The organism is Actinokineospora sp. NPDC004072, assembly GCF_053604195.1.
In genome coordinates, this window is record NZ_JBSGHB010000007.1 from 77,951 (window position 1) to 92,962 (window position 15,012).

General features: G+C 72.7%; 10 protein-coding genes. 7 read left to right on the forward strand and 3 right to left on the reverse strand.

Annotation, left to right across the window (positions count from 1 at the left end; translation table 11 throughout):
• Window positions 1-880: 880 nt before the first annotated feature.
• The gene (locus ACWEPX_RS12755; RefSeq protein ID WP_451897286.1) at window positions 881-1,384 is read right to left on the reverse strand and encodes a MarR family winged helix-turn-helix transcriptional regulator; all 504 of its coding nucleotides are present in this window, start codon (window positions 1,382-1,384) and stop codon (window positions 881-883) included.
• Between the two features lie 28 nt (window positions 1,385-1,412).
• Entirely contained in the window at window positions 1,413-2,447 is a 1,035-nt protein-coding gene (locus ACWEPX_RS12760) for a DNA polymerase IV (protein WP_451897287.1), read from the reverse strand.
• 44 nt (window positions 2,448-2,491) lie between these two features.
• On the opposite strand from ACWEPX_RS12760, the gene ACWEPX_RS12765 reads away from it, so the two are divergent.
• The 4 genes from ACWEPX_RS12765 to ACWEPX_RS12780 all read left to right on the forward strand — a co-directional run bounded on the left by ACWEPX_RS12765 (window position 2,492) and on the right by ACWEPX_RS12780 (window position 6,242).
• Window positions 2,492-2,788 carry an MTH1187 family thiamine-binding protein gene (locus tag ACWEPX_RS12765; RefSeq protein ID WP_451897288.1) on the forward strand — a complete coding sequence of 99 codons (297 nt, stop codon included), beginning with the start codon at window positions 2,492-2,494 and terminating at the stop codon, window positions 2,786-2,788.
• Window positions 2,789-2,798: 10 nt separating this feature from the next.
• On the forward strand, window positions 2,799-3,680 hold the full coding sequence (locus tag ACWEPX_RS12770; RefSeq protein WP_451897289.1) for an SCO6745 family protein: 882 nt from the start codon (window positions 2,799-2,801) through the stop codon (window positions 3,678-3,680).
• Window positions 3,681-3,700: 20 nt separating this feature from the next.
• Window positions 3,701-4,654, forward strand: a complete 954-nt coding sequence (locus tag ACWEPX_RS12775; protein ID WP_451897290.1) for a tetratricopeptide repeat protein — start codon at window positions 3,701-3,703, stop codon at window positions 4,652-4,654.
• Between the two features lie 463 nt (window positions 4,655-5,117).
• Window positions 5,118-6,242: a tetratricopeptide repeat protein gene (locus ACWEPX_RS12780; protein ID WP_451897291.1), complete on the forward strand. Its 1,125-nt coding sequence runs from the start codon at window positions 5,118-5,120 to the stop codon at window positions 6,240-6,242.
• Between the two features lie 780 nt (window positions 6,243-7,022).
• On the opposite strand, the gene glgP is transcribed toward ACWEPX_RS12780, so the two are convergent.
• Window positions 7,023-9,554, reverse strand: coding sequence for an alpha-glucan family phosphorylase (glgP, locus tag ACWEPX_RS12785; RefSeq protein WP_451897292.1), 2,532 nt, complete (start codon window positions 9,552-9,554; stop codon window positions 7,023-7,025).
• 162 nt (window positions 9,555-9,716) lie between these two features.
• Here glgP and ACWEPX_RS12790 point away from each other — a divergent pair, with 162 nt between their 5' ends.
• From ACWEPX_RS12790 to ACWEPX_RS12800, 3 genes are all read left to right on the forward strand, one after another.
• Window positions 9,717-11,684 carry an alpha-1,4-glucan--maltose-1-phosphate maltosyltransferase gene (locus tag ACWEPX_RS12790; RefSeq protein WP_451897293.1) on the forward strand — a complete coding sequence of 656 codons (1,968 nt, stop codon included), beginning with the start codon at window positions 9,717-9,719 and terminating at the stop codon, window positions 11,682-11,684.
• A 116-nt stretch (window positions 11,685-11,800) separates the two neighbouring features.
• Window positions 11,801-13,594 (forward strand): maltose alpha-D-glucosyltransferase, encoded by a 1,794-nt coding sequence (treS, locus tag ACWEPX_RS12795; protein ID WP_451897294.1) that lies wholly within the window; start codon window positions 11,801-11,803, stop codon window positions 13,592-13,594.
• Window positions 13,591-14,928, forward strand: coding sequence for a maltokinase N-terminal cap-like domain-containing protein (locus ACWEPX_RS12800; RefSeq protein ID WP_451897295.1), 1,338 nt, complete (start codon window positions 13,591-13,593; stop codon window positions 14,926-14,928). The genes treS and ACWEPX_RS12800 overlap by 4 nt, the downstream gene beginning before the upstream one ends.
• Window positions 14,929-15,012 lie beyond the last annotated feature (84 nt).

Here is a 15,012-nt window from a genome sequence, read left to right on the forward strand (position 1 = left end):
GCGCGGCTTGGCGGGTGGGGTGGTCGCGCGGTTTGCGTGGTGGGTCCGATGGGGTGGACTCGCATTCGCGGGGACCCTAAGCGAAGCGCCGCTGGGCGTGAAGAGCGGCGATGCGGGCGAAGCCCGTTCACGCCCCCGCAAGTTTAGCGGCGCTTCGCTCCCCGCGAATGCAAGTCCACCCCATCGGACACTTGGGCGGGCGCGCGTTCCTGTTGGGTGGGTGGGCGCGTTCCTGTTCGTGCCCGCACTAACTCACGCGCCTGCTCCCGCTACGCACCTGCTCGCCTCTCACCCCAGCCGCGCCGCACCTTTCGGCCTGCTGCCGCTGCGGACCTATTCGCCTCTCTGTCCAGCGGCCCCGCATCTCCTGCCGCGTCTGTAGCCGCTGCGGACCTGCTCGCGCCATTCCGCTCCAAGCGCCGCGCCCGTCTCCGCTTCTGCTGCTTCTGCGGGCCTTTCGTCTCCCAGCCCAGCCGCCCCGCTCCGATTCCCTGCCTGCTGCCTCTGCGGGGCTTTCGCCTGTCGGCCCACCGGCTCCGCGTTCGCTTCCGCGTCTGCTGCCGCTGCCGACCTGCTCGCGCCATCCCGCTCCAAGCGCCCGCATCCATCTCCGCTTCGGCTGTCACTGCGGGCCTGCTCGTCTCCCACCCCAGCTGGCCCGCATCCACTTCGGCGTCTGTTGTCGCTGCGGACCTGTTCGCCATCCGCCCCGAGCGCGCGCCCGCATCGGCTTCCGCGCCTGGTGCCGCTTCCCCTCCGCGCTGCCTTCTGGTTCCGCTGCTTCCGCCCTAGCTGTGCTTCCCGCTGTCCCCGCAGGCCGCTTCCACTCCCAATCCCACGTCCAACCCCACTACCCTCCCCAACCGAGCCGTGGCCTCGACTAGTCCTGGAAGTCGCCGGTGGCCTTGCGGACCTTGGCCAAGAGGTCGGTCAGCTGGGTGGTTTGGCGGTCGGTCAGGCCGCGGAGGCCGAAGTCGATGCCGGTGACGGCGGCGGTGGCTTCGGCGCGGCGGGTGCGGCCCGCTTCGGTGATTTCGGCGAGGGTGGTGCGGCGGTCGGTCGGGTGGGGGAGGCGGCGGACGAGGCCGTCGGCTTCCAGGCGGTCGACGATGTTGGTGACGCTCGTCGGGTGGAGTTGGAGGCGTTCGCCCATGACGCGCATGGGGAGGCTGCCTCGGCGGGCGAAGGTGAGCAGGACCAGGGCCTCGTAGCGGGCGAAGGTGAGGCCGTGGGGCTTGAGCGCGGCGTCTACAGCGGACTGGACGATCTGCTGGACGCGCATGATGCTGGTGACCGCGGCCATCGCGGTGGCGTCGCCGATGCGCTCGGTCCACAGCTCCGCGGCGCGGGCGATGGGGTCGAACGGCAACGTGCGCGGCCTCATACGGCAAGAAGCTACCAGTGCCAACCGGTCAGTAGCCCCCGGGCGGCGGCTGGAACTCCGCCCACACGCCCAGCAGGCGGACCGGTTTGGCGAGGTCGAAGCGCTCGAAGGCGGTCAGCGCCGCGTCGGCGATCACCGCTGCGTCGCTGGTCGGACCCGCCAGCGTCACGCTGCGCGTGCGGGTCAGGAACGGCTTGAAGCGCGCCTTGACCCCGACGCGGATCGCCGGGCGGCCCTCGGCCAGCACGTCCTCGGCCACCCGCCCGGCCAGCACCGCCAGCTCGCGCCGCAGGTCGTCGGGGTCGGTCAGGTCGGTCTCGAAGGTCGTCTCGCGGCTGTGCGAGCGCGGCACCCACGGCGACGCGCTGACCTCGGTGTCGCCCGCGCCCAGGGCCAGCGTGCGGAACCACGGACCCATGCGCGGGCCGAGCACCAGCAGGTCTTCCGGCGCGGCCCTGGCCAGTTCGCCGACGGTGGTGTAGCCGAGGTCGGCCAGCTTGCGGGCGGTGCGCGCGCCGATGCCCCACAGCGCCGTGGTCGGCCGGTCGGCCATCACCGCGAACCAGTTGTCCTTGGTCAGCCGGTAGACGCCCGCGGGCTTGGCGAAGCCGGTGGCGAGCTTGGCGCGCAGCTTGGTGTCGCCGACGCCGACCGCGCAGCTGAGCTGCGTGCGGTTCCACACCGCGTCCTGGATGCGGCTGGCCAGGCCCTCGGGGTCGTCGGTCTCCGCCCCCACGAACGCCTCGTCCCAGCCGAGCACCTCCACCACCACGTCGAACTCCCGCAGCGTGGCCATGACCTGCGCCGACGCCGCGTCGTACGCGGCCGGGTCCGAGGGCAGGAAGACCGCGTCGGGGCAGCGCTTGGCGGCGGCGGTCATCGGCATGCCGGACTTGATCCCGTACTCGCGGGCCTCGTAGGTGGCCGTGGCGACCACCGAGCGCGGCTTCGGATCACCCGTGCCGCCCACGACGACCGGCTTGCCCGCCAGCTCCGGGTGCCGCAGCAGCTCGACCGCCGCGATGAACTGGTCGAGGTCGACGTGCAGAATCCAGCGTCCCACCGGGTTAGTGTGCGCTCGTCAGCCGTACTTCGACAGGAGATGCCGTGCTCGTCGCGTTCAGCGTCAGCCCGCTCGGCGGGGAATCGGAGAACGTCGGCCGCGCCGTGGCCGAGGCCGTGCGGGTGGTGCGCGAATCCGGCCTGCCGCACGAGCTGTCCAGCATGTACACCACGGTCGAAGGCGAGTGGGACGAGGTGATGGCCGTGGTCAAGCGCGCCACCGACGTCCTGCTCGCCAAGTACCCCAGGGTGTCGCTGGTGCTCAAGGCCGACATCCGCCCCGGCCACACCGGTCAGCTCACCGCGAAAGTGGCCAGGGTCGAGGAGTACCTCGCGGAGTAGTGTCGGCGCCGTGACCACGCCGCGCGAACTCTGGCTGTGCTTCGAGCCCTACCACGACGTCGTCTACTTCACCCCGGAAACCCGCGCCGCCACCGACGCGCTGGGCTGCAAGGGCGGCTGGATGGGCTACTTCGGCATGCGCGCCGCCCCGCTCGGCGCGGCCCCGGAGTGGCTGGTCACCAGCACCTTCTACAACTTCCACCCGTCGCGGGTGGCGCGGGCGGTCCCCGAGGTGTGGTCGGTGGCCTCGCCCGAGACGTTCCTCGAAACCCGCCTGGCCGGAGTCGACGGGGCGCTGCGCAGGCTGCTCGGCGACGAGGTCGCCGGGGACGACCTGGCCGAGGCGGCGGAGCTGGCGGTCGCGGCGGCGGCCGCGGCCCCGACGGCAGGCCGTCCGCTGGGCGCGGCCAACGCGGCGCTGCCGATCCCGGCCGAGCCGCACCTGGCGCTGTGGCAGGCGGCCACGACGCTGCGCGAGTCCCGCGGCGACGGGCACATCGCCGCGCTCGTCACCGCCGGGCTGGACCCGTGCGAGTCGCTGGTGCTCTTCGCCGCCGACCACGGCATGACCGCCGAGTACATGCAGCAGGCCCGCAACTGGCCTGCCGAGGAGTGGGCCGCCGCGCGGACCCGGCTGGTCGAGCGCGGCCTGCTCGACGCCGACGGGCTGACCGAGGACGGGCTGGGGGTCCGCGAGACCGTCGAGGCGCTGACCGACGAGGCCGCCGCCGCGCCGTGGGGCCACCTCGGCCCGGACGCGACCGGCAGGCTGGTCGGGCTGCTGGCGCCGCTGTCGCTGCGGATCGCGGTCGGCAACGACGCGATGCGGGTCAACCCGATGGCCCTGGCCCCGGAACCGGAGTTGGAGCGGCTCGCCGGACGCGCCGGGTAGGGGCATGCCAAGATAAATCCGTGACCAGGCCCGACCCACGCAACACCGCAGCGCTCTCGGCCGCCCTGTCCAGGGCGGTTGATCTCTCCGCCCTCAAGGCCCGCGCCGACGCCGCCCGCACGGCCCCGGCAGGCGCGCCGCAGCAGGCCGCCCCGGCAGGTGATCACGTCGTCGATGTGACCGAAGCCACGTTCCAGGCCGAGGTCGTCGAGGGGTCCATGCAGGTCCCGGTGATCGTCGCCCTGGTGGCGAGCTGGTCGGGCCAGTCCCAGCAGCTGGTCGCCCTGCTGGAGAAGCTCGCCGCCGAGTTCCGCGGCACGTGGCGGCTGGCCCGGGTCGACGTCGAGACCAGCCCTCGGGTCGCCCAGCTCTTCGGCGCCCAGGCGGTGCCGATGACGATCGCCGTCGCCGCGGGCCAGCCGGTCGAGGCCTTCGGCGACATCCCGCCGGAGGCCCAGCTGCGCCAGTGGCTCGCCAGCCTGGTCGACGCCCTGCGCGACCGCCTCCCCGGCATCCGCGCCGCCGAGGCCGCGGGCGGCGAGACCACCCCGGAGCCCGAGCCGGAGGACCCGCGCCTGCTCGCCGCCGAAGCCGCCCTCGACCGCGGCGACTACGCCGCCGCCGAAGCCGCCTACCAGTCGATCCTCGACTCCGAACCGGCCAACGAGCACGCCGCGGCCGCCCTGACCCAGGTCCGCTTCCTGGCTCGCACCCAGTCCACGGACCCGTCGGTGATCGTCCGTGCGGACACGTCCCCGGACGATTTCGACGCCCAGCTTGCGGCGGCGGACCTGGAGGTCGCGGGCCAGCAGGTGGAGAAGGCGTTCAGCAGGCTGATCGCCGCGGTCCGGCGCGCGTCGGGGGACGACCGCGACAAGGTCCGCGCCCACCTGGTGACCTTGTTCGACCTGTTCGCCCCGGACGACCCCCGGGTGGCGAAGGCCCGCCGAGACCTCGCCAGCGCCCTGTTCTGATCCGATCCGCGGACCGCTCACCGATAGGCGGTCCGCGGTGCCGCCATTCGGGTAATCGCCGTTTCGCGTCGCCTGGAATAATCATTTGCCAGGTTGAACGTGTGTTCGATAGCGTCTATCTATGGGGGTCTGCCCCCGGGTGGGCGGGGCTTTGCCCCGTGCCCGATTTCTGGCGGCTTTGCCGCGATGTTTGAGGTCTTCGCGGGCGGGTCGGTCGCGGTCGATCTGGGTAGGTGCGCGCCGCCTCCACGCACGATCAGTGCTCGGCGGGGAGCTTTCTCGCCGTCCCCGAGGGTGGGGGCTGGGGTGCGAGATCAATCGGCACGGCTTCAGGGTGGTTGGTTCGAGGCCGGAGGGTGGACGAGGGGCGCGTCTATGGCGTGCAGTCACGAGTCCGGCCAGGTGCGGGGGTGATGGTTTGGGGGGCGCGGAGGCGAGGTGGGGGCGGGGCTAGGGTTCGGGTGTGGGGGTTGATGTGAAGCGGGTTGTGGGGCATCCGGTGGTGGGGCTGCTCGTGGTGGGCCTCGGGGTGGCGGTGGCGGAGTCGGTCGGGGATGTGGTGTGGGGAGTTGTGGCCACGGTCGGCGGGTATCTGATCGGGCTGTTGGCGATGCAGGTGGGGATGTTGGTCGGGGCGTTGGTGCTGGGGGTTTCGGTGCGGTCCGTGGTGGTGGGGGTGGGGCCTCGGGTGGGGGAGTGGGGGCGGGCTGGGCGGGTGGTCGTGGTGCGGAGCGTGCCGGTGTTCCTGTCGGTGTCGATCGCGCCGGGGAAGGCGCCGGTTCGGCCGCGGATGTGGGGGGCGGCGGTGTGCTCGGCCGTCGCCGGGGTCGCGGTGGTGGTGTGGTTGGCGGGGGTCTGGGTGGTGCTGGGAGTCGCCAGTGGACTGACCGTCGGGTATGCGCTGATCCCCAGGAAGACGGCCGCGGCGACGTCGACCGGGTGGTTCCTGGTCCACCTCCTGCGGCTGGGGCCGGAGCAGGCCGCGCAGTTCGAGGCGGCGCCGGTGGTCAAGCGGACCGTGGACGCGGCGATCTCCGGTGACCTCGACACCGCCGACCGGTTGGCGCAGCAGTTGGCGGCCGACCACCCCGAGCTGAAGACGGCCCGGGCCGCGCGGGTGCTGGTGCACCAGGCCCGCGGCCGGTACGTCGAGGCGCTGGCGCTGGCCATGGCGATGATCGACGACCAGAACCCCGACGACGCCCCGCGCTTCTTCGCCGCGCTGGCCGGGCTCGCCTGCGACACCGTGGAGGCCGGGCTGCTCGACCCCGCCGTCGGCCTCCCCACCGCGGCCAACGCCCTCGACGCCGCCGAGACGCTGGGCTACCCCGCCTACAAGCTCACCGGCACCAAGGCCCAGCACGCCCTCCTCACCGGCGACACCGCCCAGGCCATCACCCTCGCCCGCCGCGCCGTCGAAACCAACGACGACCCCCTCAGCCGCGCCGACGACCTCATCACCCTCGCTCGCGCCCACATGGCCGCCCACGACAACCGCAGCGCCCGCGCCGCCGTCGCCGAAGCCGAGCAGATCGCCGCCTGGTGGCCCCGAGTCCAGCGCACCCGCGCCCGCCTCGACGTCACCTGACTGTCCCCCAGGCCGCGCCGGGACCGGCCAGCGCCACCTTGGCAGCCCGCGCCGCCGAAGCCGAGAGCGGCCGCGCGTCGAGCACGCCCGCGCCTCGACGTCACCTGACCGTCCCGCAGGACGCGCCAGGACCGGCCAGCGCCACCTTGGCAGCCCCGCCGCCGTAGCCGAGGAGGTCGCCGCTGGACCTCGTGTCAGGCATGCCCGCGCTCGCCTCGATGGCCTGGTCGCCTCGCAGGTCGCGTCGGGCTCGGCTAGCGCCTCCTTGGCAGCCGGGGTCGCCGTAGCCGAGGGCGGTCGCGCGTCGAGCACGCCCGCGCCTCGACGTCACCTGACCGTCCCGCAGGTCGTGTCGGGGTCGGCCGGTGCCTCCTTGGCAGCCCGTGTCGCTGTAGCCGAGGGCGGCCGCGCCTCGGGCACGCCCGCGCTCGCCTCGAGGTCACCTGACCGTCCCGCTGGTCGCGCCGGGTCGGCCAGTGCCTCCTTGGCAGCCGCGCCGTCGTAGCCGAGGGCGGTCGCGCGTCGAGCATGCCCGCGCTCGCCTCGAGGTCACCTGACCGTCCCACAGGTCGCGCCGGGATCGGCCGGTGCCTCCTTGGCAGCCCGTGTCGTCGAAGGCGAGGGCGGTCGCGCGTCGAGCGCGCCCGCGCTCGCCTTGGCGTCGGCTGATCGTCCGGCAGACGACATCGGCGTCGGCTTGGCAGCGTTCGCGTCGGTGAGGCGGGAGGTTGCCGCGTGGGTTCCCGGGACAAGCGCCTGCCTCGGCGTCGCCTGACCTCGTTAGGCCAGCACCACCTTCCCCAGTTCGGCGGGCGTGGCCAAGAGGTCGTGCTTGGGCAGCACCCGGACGGTGACGCCCAGGGCGCCTGCGTGGGGCAGCGGGAGCTCAGCCAGGTAGCGGCCGTGCTCGGCGTGGCGCATGGGGGCGGTCACCACGTCCGTCAGGTCGTCGGTGTCGCCGACGCGGCCGATGACGGCTTGGACCTCCACATCGGACGGGGACAGGCCCGCCAGGTCGACCACCGCGTGGACCGAGACCGGGTCGCCGATGACCGGGGTGTGGCCGTCGTCCATGCCGAGGTCGCAGGCGGTGACGCGGACGTAGGACCAGGCGCCCGCCAGCCTGCGGCGGTAGTCGGCCAGGTCGCGGGCCAGCCGGAAGTCCTCGGCCTCGGCCAGCACGCCCGCGGTGGCCGCGGGGCCGTAGTACTGGTCGACGTACTCCCCGACCATCCGCGACGCCTGCACGCGCGGGCCGAGGGTGTCGAGGGTGTGGCGGACCATCGCCAGCCAGCGGGTCGGCACGCCTGCGGCGTCGCGGTCGTAGAACAGCGGCGCCACCTGCGAGCCCATCAGCTCGTAGAGGGCGGCCGCCTCCAGGTCGTCGCGGCGGACCGGGTCGGTGACGCCGTCGGCGGTGGGGATGGCCCAGCCGTTGCTGCCGTCGTAGAACTCGTCCCACCAACCGTCCCTGATGGACAGGTTGAGGCCGCCGTTGAGCGCCGCCTTCATCCCCGAGGTCCCGCACGCCTCCAGCGGCCGCATCGGGTTGTTCAGCCACACGTCGCAGCCCCAGTACAGGAACCGGGCCATCGACATGTCGTAGTCGGGCAGGAACACGATCCGGTGGCGCACCCGCGGGTCGTCGGCGAACCGGACGATCTGCTGGATCAGCGCCTTGCCGCCGTCGTCGGCCGGGTGCGACTTGCCCGCGACGACCAGCTGCACCGGCCGGTCGGGGTTCAGCAGCAGCGACCGCAGCCGCTCCGGGTCGCGCAGCATCAGGGTCAGCCGCTTGTAGGTCGGCACCCGCCGGGCGAAGCCCACGGTCAGCACGTCCGGGTCGAAGACCGTCTCGGTCCAGTTCAGCTCCAGCGCCGAGGCCCCGCGCTGCAGCCACGCCGCCCGCACCCGCCGCCGCACCTCGGCGACCAGCCGGGCGCGCAGCGTCCCGCGGATCTGCCACAGCTCGGCGTCGCTGACCGCGGCGAGCCCGGCCGACGGGTCGGTCCAGTCGGCCAGCGCGGTGATCTCGCGGGCGGCCCAGGTCGGCCCGTGCACGCCGTTGGTCACCGAGCTGATCGGCACCTCGTCGGTGTCGAAGCCGGGCCACAGCGCCCCGAACATCTCCCGGCTGACCGCGCCGTGCAGCTTCGACACGCCGTTGGCGCGCTGGGCCAGCCGCAGCCCCATGTGCGCCATGTTGAACATGCCCGCGTTGTCCTCGGCGCCCAGCGCCAGCACCCGCCGCACCTCGATGCCGGGCAGCAGCGCCTCGTCGCCGAAGTAGTGCTGCACCAGGTCGACCGGGAAGCGGTCGATCCCGGCGGGCACCGGGGTGTGTGTGGTGAACACCGTGCCCGCGCGCACCGCCGAGAGGGCCTGGTCGAAGTCCAGCCCGCGCCCGGACACCAGCTCGCGCAGCCGCTCCAGGCCGAGGAAGCCCGCGTGGCCCTCGTTGGTGTGGAACACCTCCGGCTGCGGGGTGCCGCTGAGCTCGCAGAACGCCCGCACCGCCCGCACCCCGCCGATCCCGGCCAGGATCTCCTGGCGGATGCGGTGGTCCTGGTCGCCGCCGTAGAGCCGGTCGGTGACGTTGCGCAGGTCGTCGGGGTTCTCCTCGATGTCGGAGTCCAGCAGCAGCAGCGGGACCCGCCCGACCTGCGCCTTCCAGATCCGCGCCCGCAGCACCCGGCCGCCGGGCATGGCCACGTGCACCAGGATCGGCGCGCCGCTGGGCTCGGTCAGCGGCTCCAGCGGCAGCCCGTTGGGGTCGATCACCGGGTAGTGCTCCAGCTGCCAGCCGTCCAGCGACAGCGACTGGCGGAAGTAGCCGGAGCGGTAGAGCAGGCCGACGCCGATCAGCGGGACGCCGAGGTCGGAGGCCGCCTTGAGGTGGTCGCCCGCGAGCACCCCGAGGCCGCCGGAGTAGTTGGGCAGGGCCTCGGTGACGCCGAACTCCATCGAGAAGTAGGCGATCGCCCTGGGCAGCCGCGACCCGTTCGCCCCGTGCTCGCGCCGCTGGTACCAGCGCGGCCCGGTCAGGTACTCGCGCAGCTCGTCGGAGAGCGCGCGCACCCGGCCGAGGAAGTCGGCGTCGGCGGCCAGCGCGTCCAGCCGCTCGGCGGGCACCTGGGCCAGCAGGTGCAGCGGGTCGCCGCCGACTCTGGCCCAGACGTCGGGGTCGACCGCGGCGAAGAGGTCTTGGGTCGGCGGGTGCCAGGTCCAGCGCAGGTTGGTCGCGAGCATGCCGAGATCGGCCAGCGACTCGGGCAGTCCGGCACGGACGGTGAATCGGCGTACGGCTCTCACGCGACACGACCCTAGCGCGCGTGCGGCCCCGGGCAACCGAGGCGGGCGCTGGTGATCCGGCGCGGCGCGCGCGGCCGACCCGGCGGGTTGTCATGTGGAGCTGGATCGAGCAAGGCAGACTGTAGGCAGGGACCAGCGCAATCATGGGAAGGAGCCGCACCGGTGAGCGGTCGGCTTGGCATCGATGACGTCTCCCCGGTCGTGTCGTGCGGCCGCTACCCCGCGAAGGCCGTGGTGGGTGAGCACATCCCCATCCAGGCCACCGTGTGGCGCGAGGGCCACGACGCCGTGGCCGCGACCGTGTCGTGGCGCGGCCCGCAGGACCCGGTCTCGCGCAGCACCCGGATGCGGCCGATCGGGATCGGCATGGACCGGTGGGCCGCCGAGATCGCCCCCGACTGCGAGGGGCTGTGGACCTTCCGCGTGGACGCCTGGAGCGACCCGTGGTCGACCTGGCGGCACGCGGTGGAGGCCAAGGTCGCCGCCGGGCAGGGCGCCGACGAGCTGGCCAACGACCTGGAGACCGGCGCGCGGCTGGTCGAGCGGGTGGGCAGGCGCCCGGACCGCAACGGCGACCGCAAGCTGCTGATCTCCGCGGCCCGCGCCCTGCGCGACGACTCGATGCCGCTGGCCGCGCGCATCGCCGAGGCGCTGTCGGAGGCCACCCACCGGGTCATGACCACCTACCCGGTCCGCGAGCTGATCACCAAGGGCAAGGTCCACCAGCTCTGGGTCGACCGCAAGACCGCCCTCTACGGGTCGTGGTACGAGTTCTTCCCGCGCTCCACCGGCGGCGTCGACGAGTCGGGCAAGGCCGTGCACGGGACCTTCCGGACCGCGATCGGCGAGCTGGACCGCATCGCCGACATGGGCTTCGACGTGGTCTACCTGCCGCCCATCCACCCGGTCGGCCGGGTCAACCGCAAGGGCCCCAACAACACCGTCGTCTCCGGGCCCGACGACGTGGGCTCGGTGTGGGCCATCGGCGCGGAGGAGGGCGGCCACGACGCCATCCACCCGCAGCTGGGCACCTTCGCCGACTTCGACGCCTTCGTCGCCCGGGCCAAGGAGCTGGACCTGGAGGTCGCGCTCGACCTGGCCCTGCAGTGCGCGCCCGACCACCCGTGGGTCGCCGAGCACCCGGAGTGGTTCACCACCCGCCCGGACGGCTCGATCGCCTACGCCGAGAACCCCCCGAAGAAGTACCAGGACATCTACCCGCTCAACTTCGACAACGACCCCGCCGGGCTCTACGCCGAGGTGCTGCGGGTCGTGCTGCTCTGGGTCGAGCACGGGGTGCGGATCTTCCGGGTCGACAACCCGCACACCAAGCCGCCGGACTTCTGGGAGTGGCTGATCCGCGAGGTCAAGGCGGTCGCCCCGGACGTGCTGTTCCTGTCCGAGGCGTTCACCCGGCCCGCCCGGCTCTACGGCCTGGCCCGGCTGGGGTTCACCCAGTCCTACACCTACTTCACCTGGCGCACCAGCAAGCAGGAGCTGATCGACTTCGGCGTGGAGATCGTCGCCCACCTCGACGAGGCCCGGCCGAACCTGTTCGTCAACACCCCCGACATCCTGCACGCCTCCCTCCAGCACGGCGGTCCGGCGATGTTCGCCATCCGGGCGGCGCTGGCCGCCACGATGGGCCCGACCTGGGGGGTGTACTCCGGCTACGAGCTGTTCGAGGGCCAGGCGGTGCGCCCGGGCAGCGAGGAGTACCTGGACTCGGAGAAGTACCAGCTGCGGCCCCGCGACTACGCCGCCGCCCTGGCCCAGGGCCGCTCGCTGCAACCGTGGATCACCCGGCTCAACGCCATCCGCCGGGTGCACCCCGCGCTCCAGCAGCTGCGCACGCTGCACTTCCACCACATCGACAACGACGCCCTGATCGCCTACTCCAAGGTCGACCCGGCCACCGGCGACACCGTGGTCACCGTGGTCACCCTCGACCCGCACGCCCCGCAGGAGGGCACCCTCTGGCTCGACCTGGCCGCCATCGGCCTGGACCCGAACCGCACCTACCCGGCCCACGACGAGGTCAGCGGGCACACCTGGGAGTGGGGCGGGGCCAACTACGTGCGGCTGGAGCCGTGGCAGTCGGTGGCCCACATCGTCCACATCCGACGCTGAGGGCGGCGCCCGACGATCATCCTGCGGGAGCGCGCCTCCTGCCCGACAATGGGGGGATACCACCCCATCGGACAGATCCACCGGCCAACGACGACGGTGACTGACTAAGGCGACACATGACGTATCCCGCTGCCCCGGATGCCGCCCTGGGCCTGGAAGGAATCCCGCACACCGGAGAAGGGGTGACCGCCGACGGTCACCTCACCGAGCCGCAGTCGGAGGACTTCGACCACGCCCGGCAGGCGCCGGAGGACCCGCACTGGTATAAGACGGCCGTCTTCTACGAGGTGCTGGTCCGCGCGTTCAACGACTCCGACGGCAACGGCACCGGCGACCTGCGCGGCCTCGCCGACAAGCTGGACTACCTGCAGTGGCTCGGGGTGGACTGCCTGTGGCTGCCGCCCTTCTACGCCTCCCCGCTGCGCGACGGCGGCTACGACATCAGCGACTTCCGGGCGATCCTGCCCGAGTTCGGCACCGTCGAGGACTTCGTCTACCTGCTCGACCAGGCGCACAAGCGGGGCATCCGGGTCATCACCGACCTGGTGCTCAACCACACCTCCGACGCCCACCCGTGGTTTCAGGAGTCGCGCCACAACCCCGACGGCCCCTACGGCGACTTCTACGTCTGGAGCGACAACGACGAGCAGTACGCCGACGCCCGGATCATCTTCGTCGACACCGAGACCTCGAACTGGACGTTCGACCCGGTGCGCGGGCAGTTCTACTGGCACCGGTTCTTCTCCCACCAGCCCGACCTCAACTACGAGAACCCCGAGGTCCAGGAGGCCATGCTGGACGTGCTGCGGTTCTGGCTGGACCTGGGCATCGATGGGTTCCGGCTGGACGCGGTGCCCTACCTGTTCGAGGAGGAGGGCACCAACTGCGAGAACCTGCCGCGCACCCATGAGTTCCTGCGCCGGTGCCGCAAGGTCGTCGACGACGAGTACCCCGGCCGGGTGCTGCTGGCCGAGGCCAACCAGTGGCCCGCCGACGTGGTGGAGTACTTCGGCGATCCGGCCACCGGCGGCGACGAGTGCCACATGGCCTTCCACTTCCCGCTGATGCCGCGCATCTTCATGGCCGTGCGCCGGGAGTCGCGGTTCCCGATCTCGGAGATCCTGGCCCAGACCCCCGCCATCCCGGCCAACGCCCAGTGGGGGATCTTCCTGCGCAACCACGACGAGCTGACCCTGGAGATGGTCACCGACGAGGAGCGCGACTACATGTACGCCGAGTACGCCAAGGACCCCCGGATGAAGGCGAACATCGGCATCCGGCGGCGGCTGGCCCCGCTGCTGGACAACGACCGCAACCAGCAGGAGCTGTTCACCGCGCTGCTGCTGAGCCTGCCCGGCTCCCCGGTGCTCTACTACGGCGACGAGATCGGCATGGGCGACAACATCTGGCTGGGCGACCGCGACGCGGTGCGCACGCCGATGCAGTGGTCGCCGGACCGCAACGCCGGGTTCTCCCGGACCGACCCCGGGCGGCTGTACCTGCCGGTGATCATGGACCCGATCTACGGCTACCAGGCGGTCAACGTCGAGGCGCAGATGAACAACACCTCGTCGCTGCTGCACTGGACCCGCCGGATGCTGCAGGTGCGCACCCAGCACACCGCCTTCGGCCTGGGCGACTTCACCGAGCTGGGCTCCTCCAACCCCAGCGTGCTGGCCTACCTGCGCCGCCACCGCGACGACGTCATCCTCTGCGTGAACAACCTCTCCCGCTTCCCGCAGCCGGTGGAGCTGGACCTGGGCACCTACCGCGGCCGGGTGCCGATGGAGCTGACCGGTGGGGTTCGGTTCCCCGCGATCGGGGAACTGCCCTATCTGCTGACCCTGCCCGGACACGGCTTCTACTGGTTCCAGATCAGCTGTCGGATAGAGGAGGTCGAACCCGTATGACGACCCGCCCGCGGCACACCGTCGCCGCGCTGGCCGACGACCTCGCCGAGTGGCTGCCCCGGCAGCGCTGGTACGCGGCCAAGGGGTCGCGGCCGGAGCGGATCGACGTGCGCGCCGCGGCGCAGCTGAGCGCGGCCGAGCCCGCGCTGCTGCAGGCGATCATCGACGTGGACGGGACCGAGCCCTACCAGCTGCTGATCGGGCTGCGCTCGGAGCTGCCCGAGCACCTGTCCGACGCGGTGATCGGGCGCGTCGGCGGCGCCTACGCCTACGAGGCCACCCAGGACCCGCAGCTCATGGCGCTGCTGCTGGAGCTGATGTCGGCGGGCCGGGAGACCGAGGGCATCGCCTGGCAGCCCGAGCCCGGGGTCCGGCTGGTCACCGGGCTGCGGGCCCGGCCGATCGGGGTCGAGCAGTCCAACACCTCGGTCATCTTCGGCTACCACTACATCCTCAAGCTCTTCCGCAGGCCGACCCCGGGGCCCAACCGCGACGTCGAGCTGCACCGGGCGCTGTTCGCCGCGGGCAGCCAGCAGGTCGCCCAGCCGGTGGCCGTGGTGACCTGGGACGGGCTGGTGCTCGGCTTCGCCCAGCGCTACCTGGCCGACTCGGTGGAGGGCTGGGCCGCGGCCACCGCCAGCGTCCGCGACCTGCTGGCCGAGGCCGACCTGTTCGCCGCCGAGGTGGGCGGGGACTTCGCAGGCGAGGCTGGCCGCCTCGGCGAGGCGCTGGCCACCGTGCACCTGGACCTGGCCAGGGTGCTGGGCACCGAGCGGATGGGCCGCGACGCCGTCGCCGCCGCCGTCGGCGAGCTGCACGCGCGCCTGGACCGGGCGCTGGCGAAGGTGCCCGAGCTGGCCGAGCACGAGCCGATGGTGCGCGCGGCCTTCGACGCGCTGGGCGACCTCGACGGCGTCGACGTCCAGCAGGTGCACGGCGACCTGCACCTGGGCCAGACGCTGCGCACCACGACCGGCTGGGTGCTGATCGACTTCGAGGGCGAGCCCGCGGCCAGCCCGGCCGAGCGGCTGCGCACCCGCTCCCCGCTGCGCGACGTGGCCGGGATGCTGCGCTCCTTCGACTACGCCGCGCTGCACCTGCTGGCCGGGACCGAGCCGGAGCGCCAGCAGCTCACCCGCGCCCTGGAGTGGGCCGACCGCAACCGGGCGGCCTTCTGCGACGGCTACGCCGCGGTCGCGGGCGACCCCCGCGACCAGGCCGCGCTGCTGCGCGCGCTGGAGCTGGACAAGGCGGTGTACGAGGTCGTCTACGAGGCGGGCCACCGGCCGGACTGGCTGGGCATCCCGCTGGCCGCGCTGCGCAGGGCCGGATGATGCCGCAGGTAGCGGGCCTGCAACCGGGTGATGGGAGGTGCTCGGCGCGCCCGGCCGTGGCTAACCTGATCGTTCACGTGTCGT

What these genes read in the sequence shown, in the direction of transcription:
- ACWEPX_RS12800 (WP_451897295.1), top strand. Translation starts at nt 13,591, where the DNA reads ATGACGACCCGCCCGCGGCACACCGTCGCCGCGCTGGCCGACGACCTC.
- treS (WP_451897294.1), top strand. Translation starts at nt 11,801, where the DNA reads ATGACGTATCCCGCTGCCCCGGATGCCGCCCTGGGCCTGGAAGGAATC.
- ACWEPX_RS12755 (WP_451897286.1), bottom strand. Translation starts at nt 1,384, where the DNA reads ATGAGGCCGCGCACGTTGCCGTTCGACCCCATCGCCCGCGCCGCGGAG.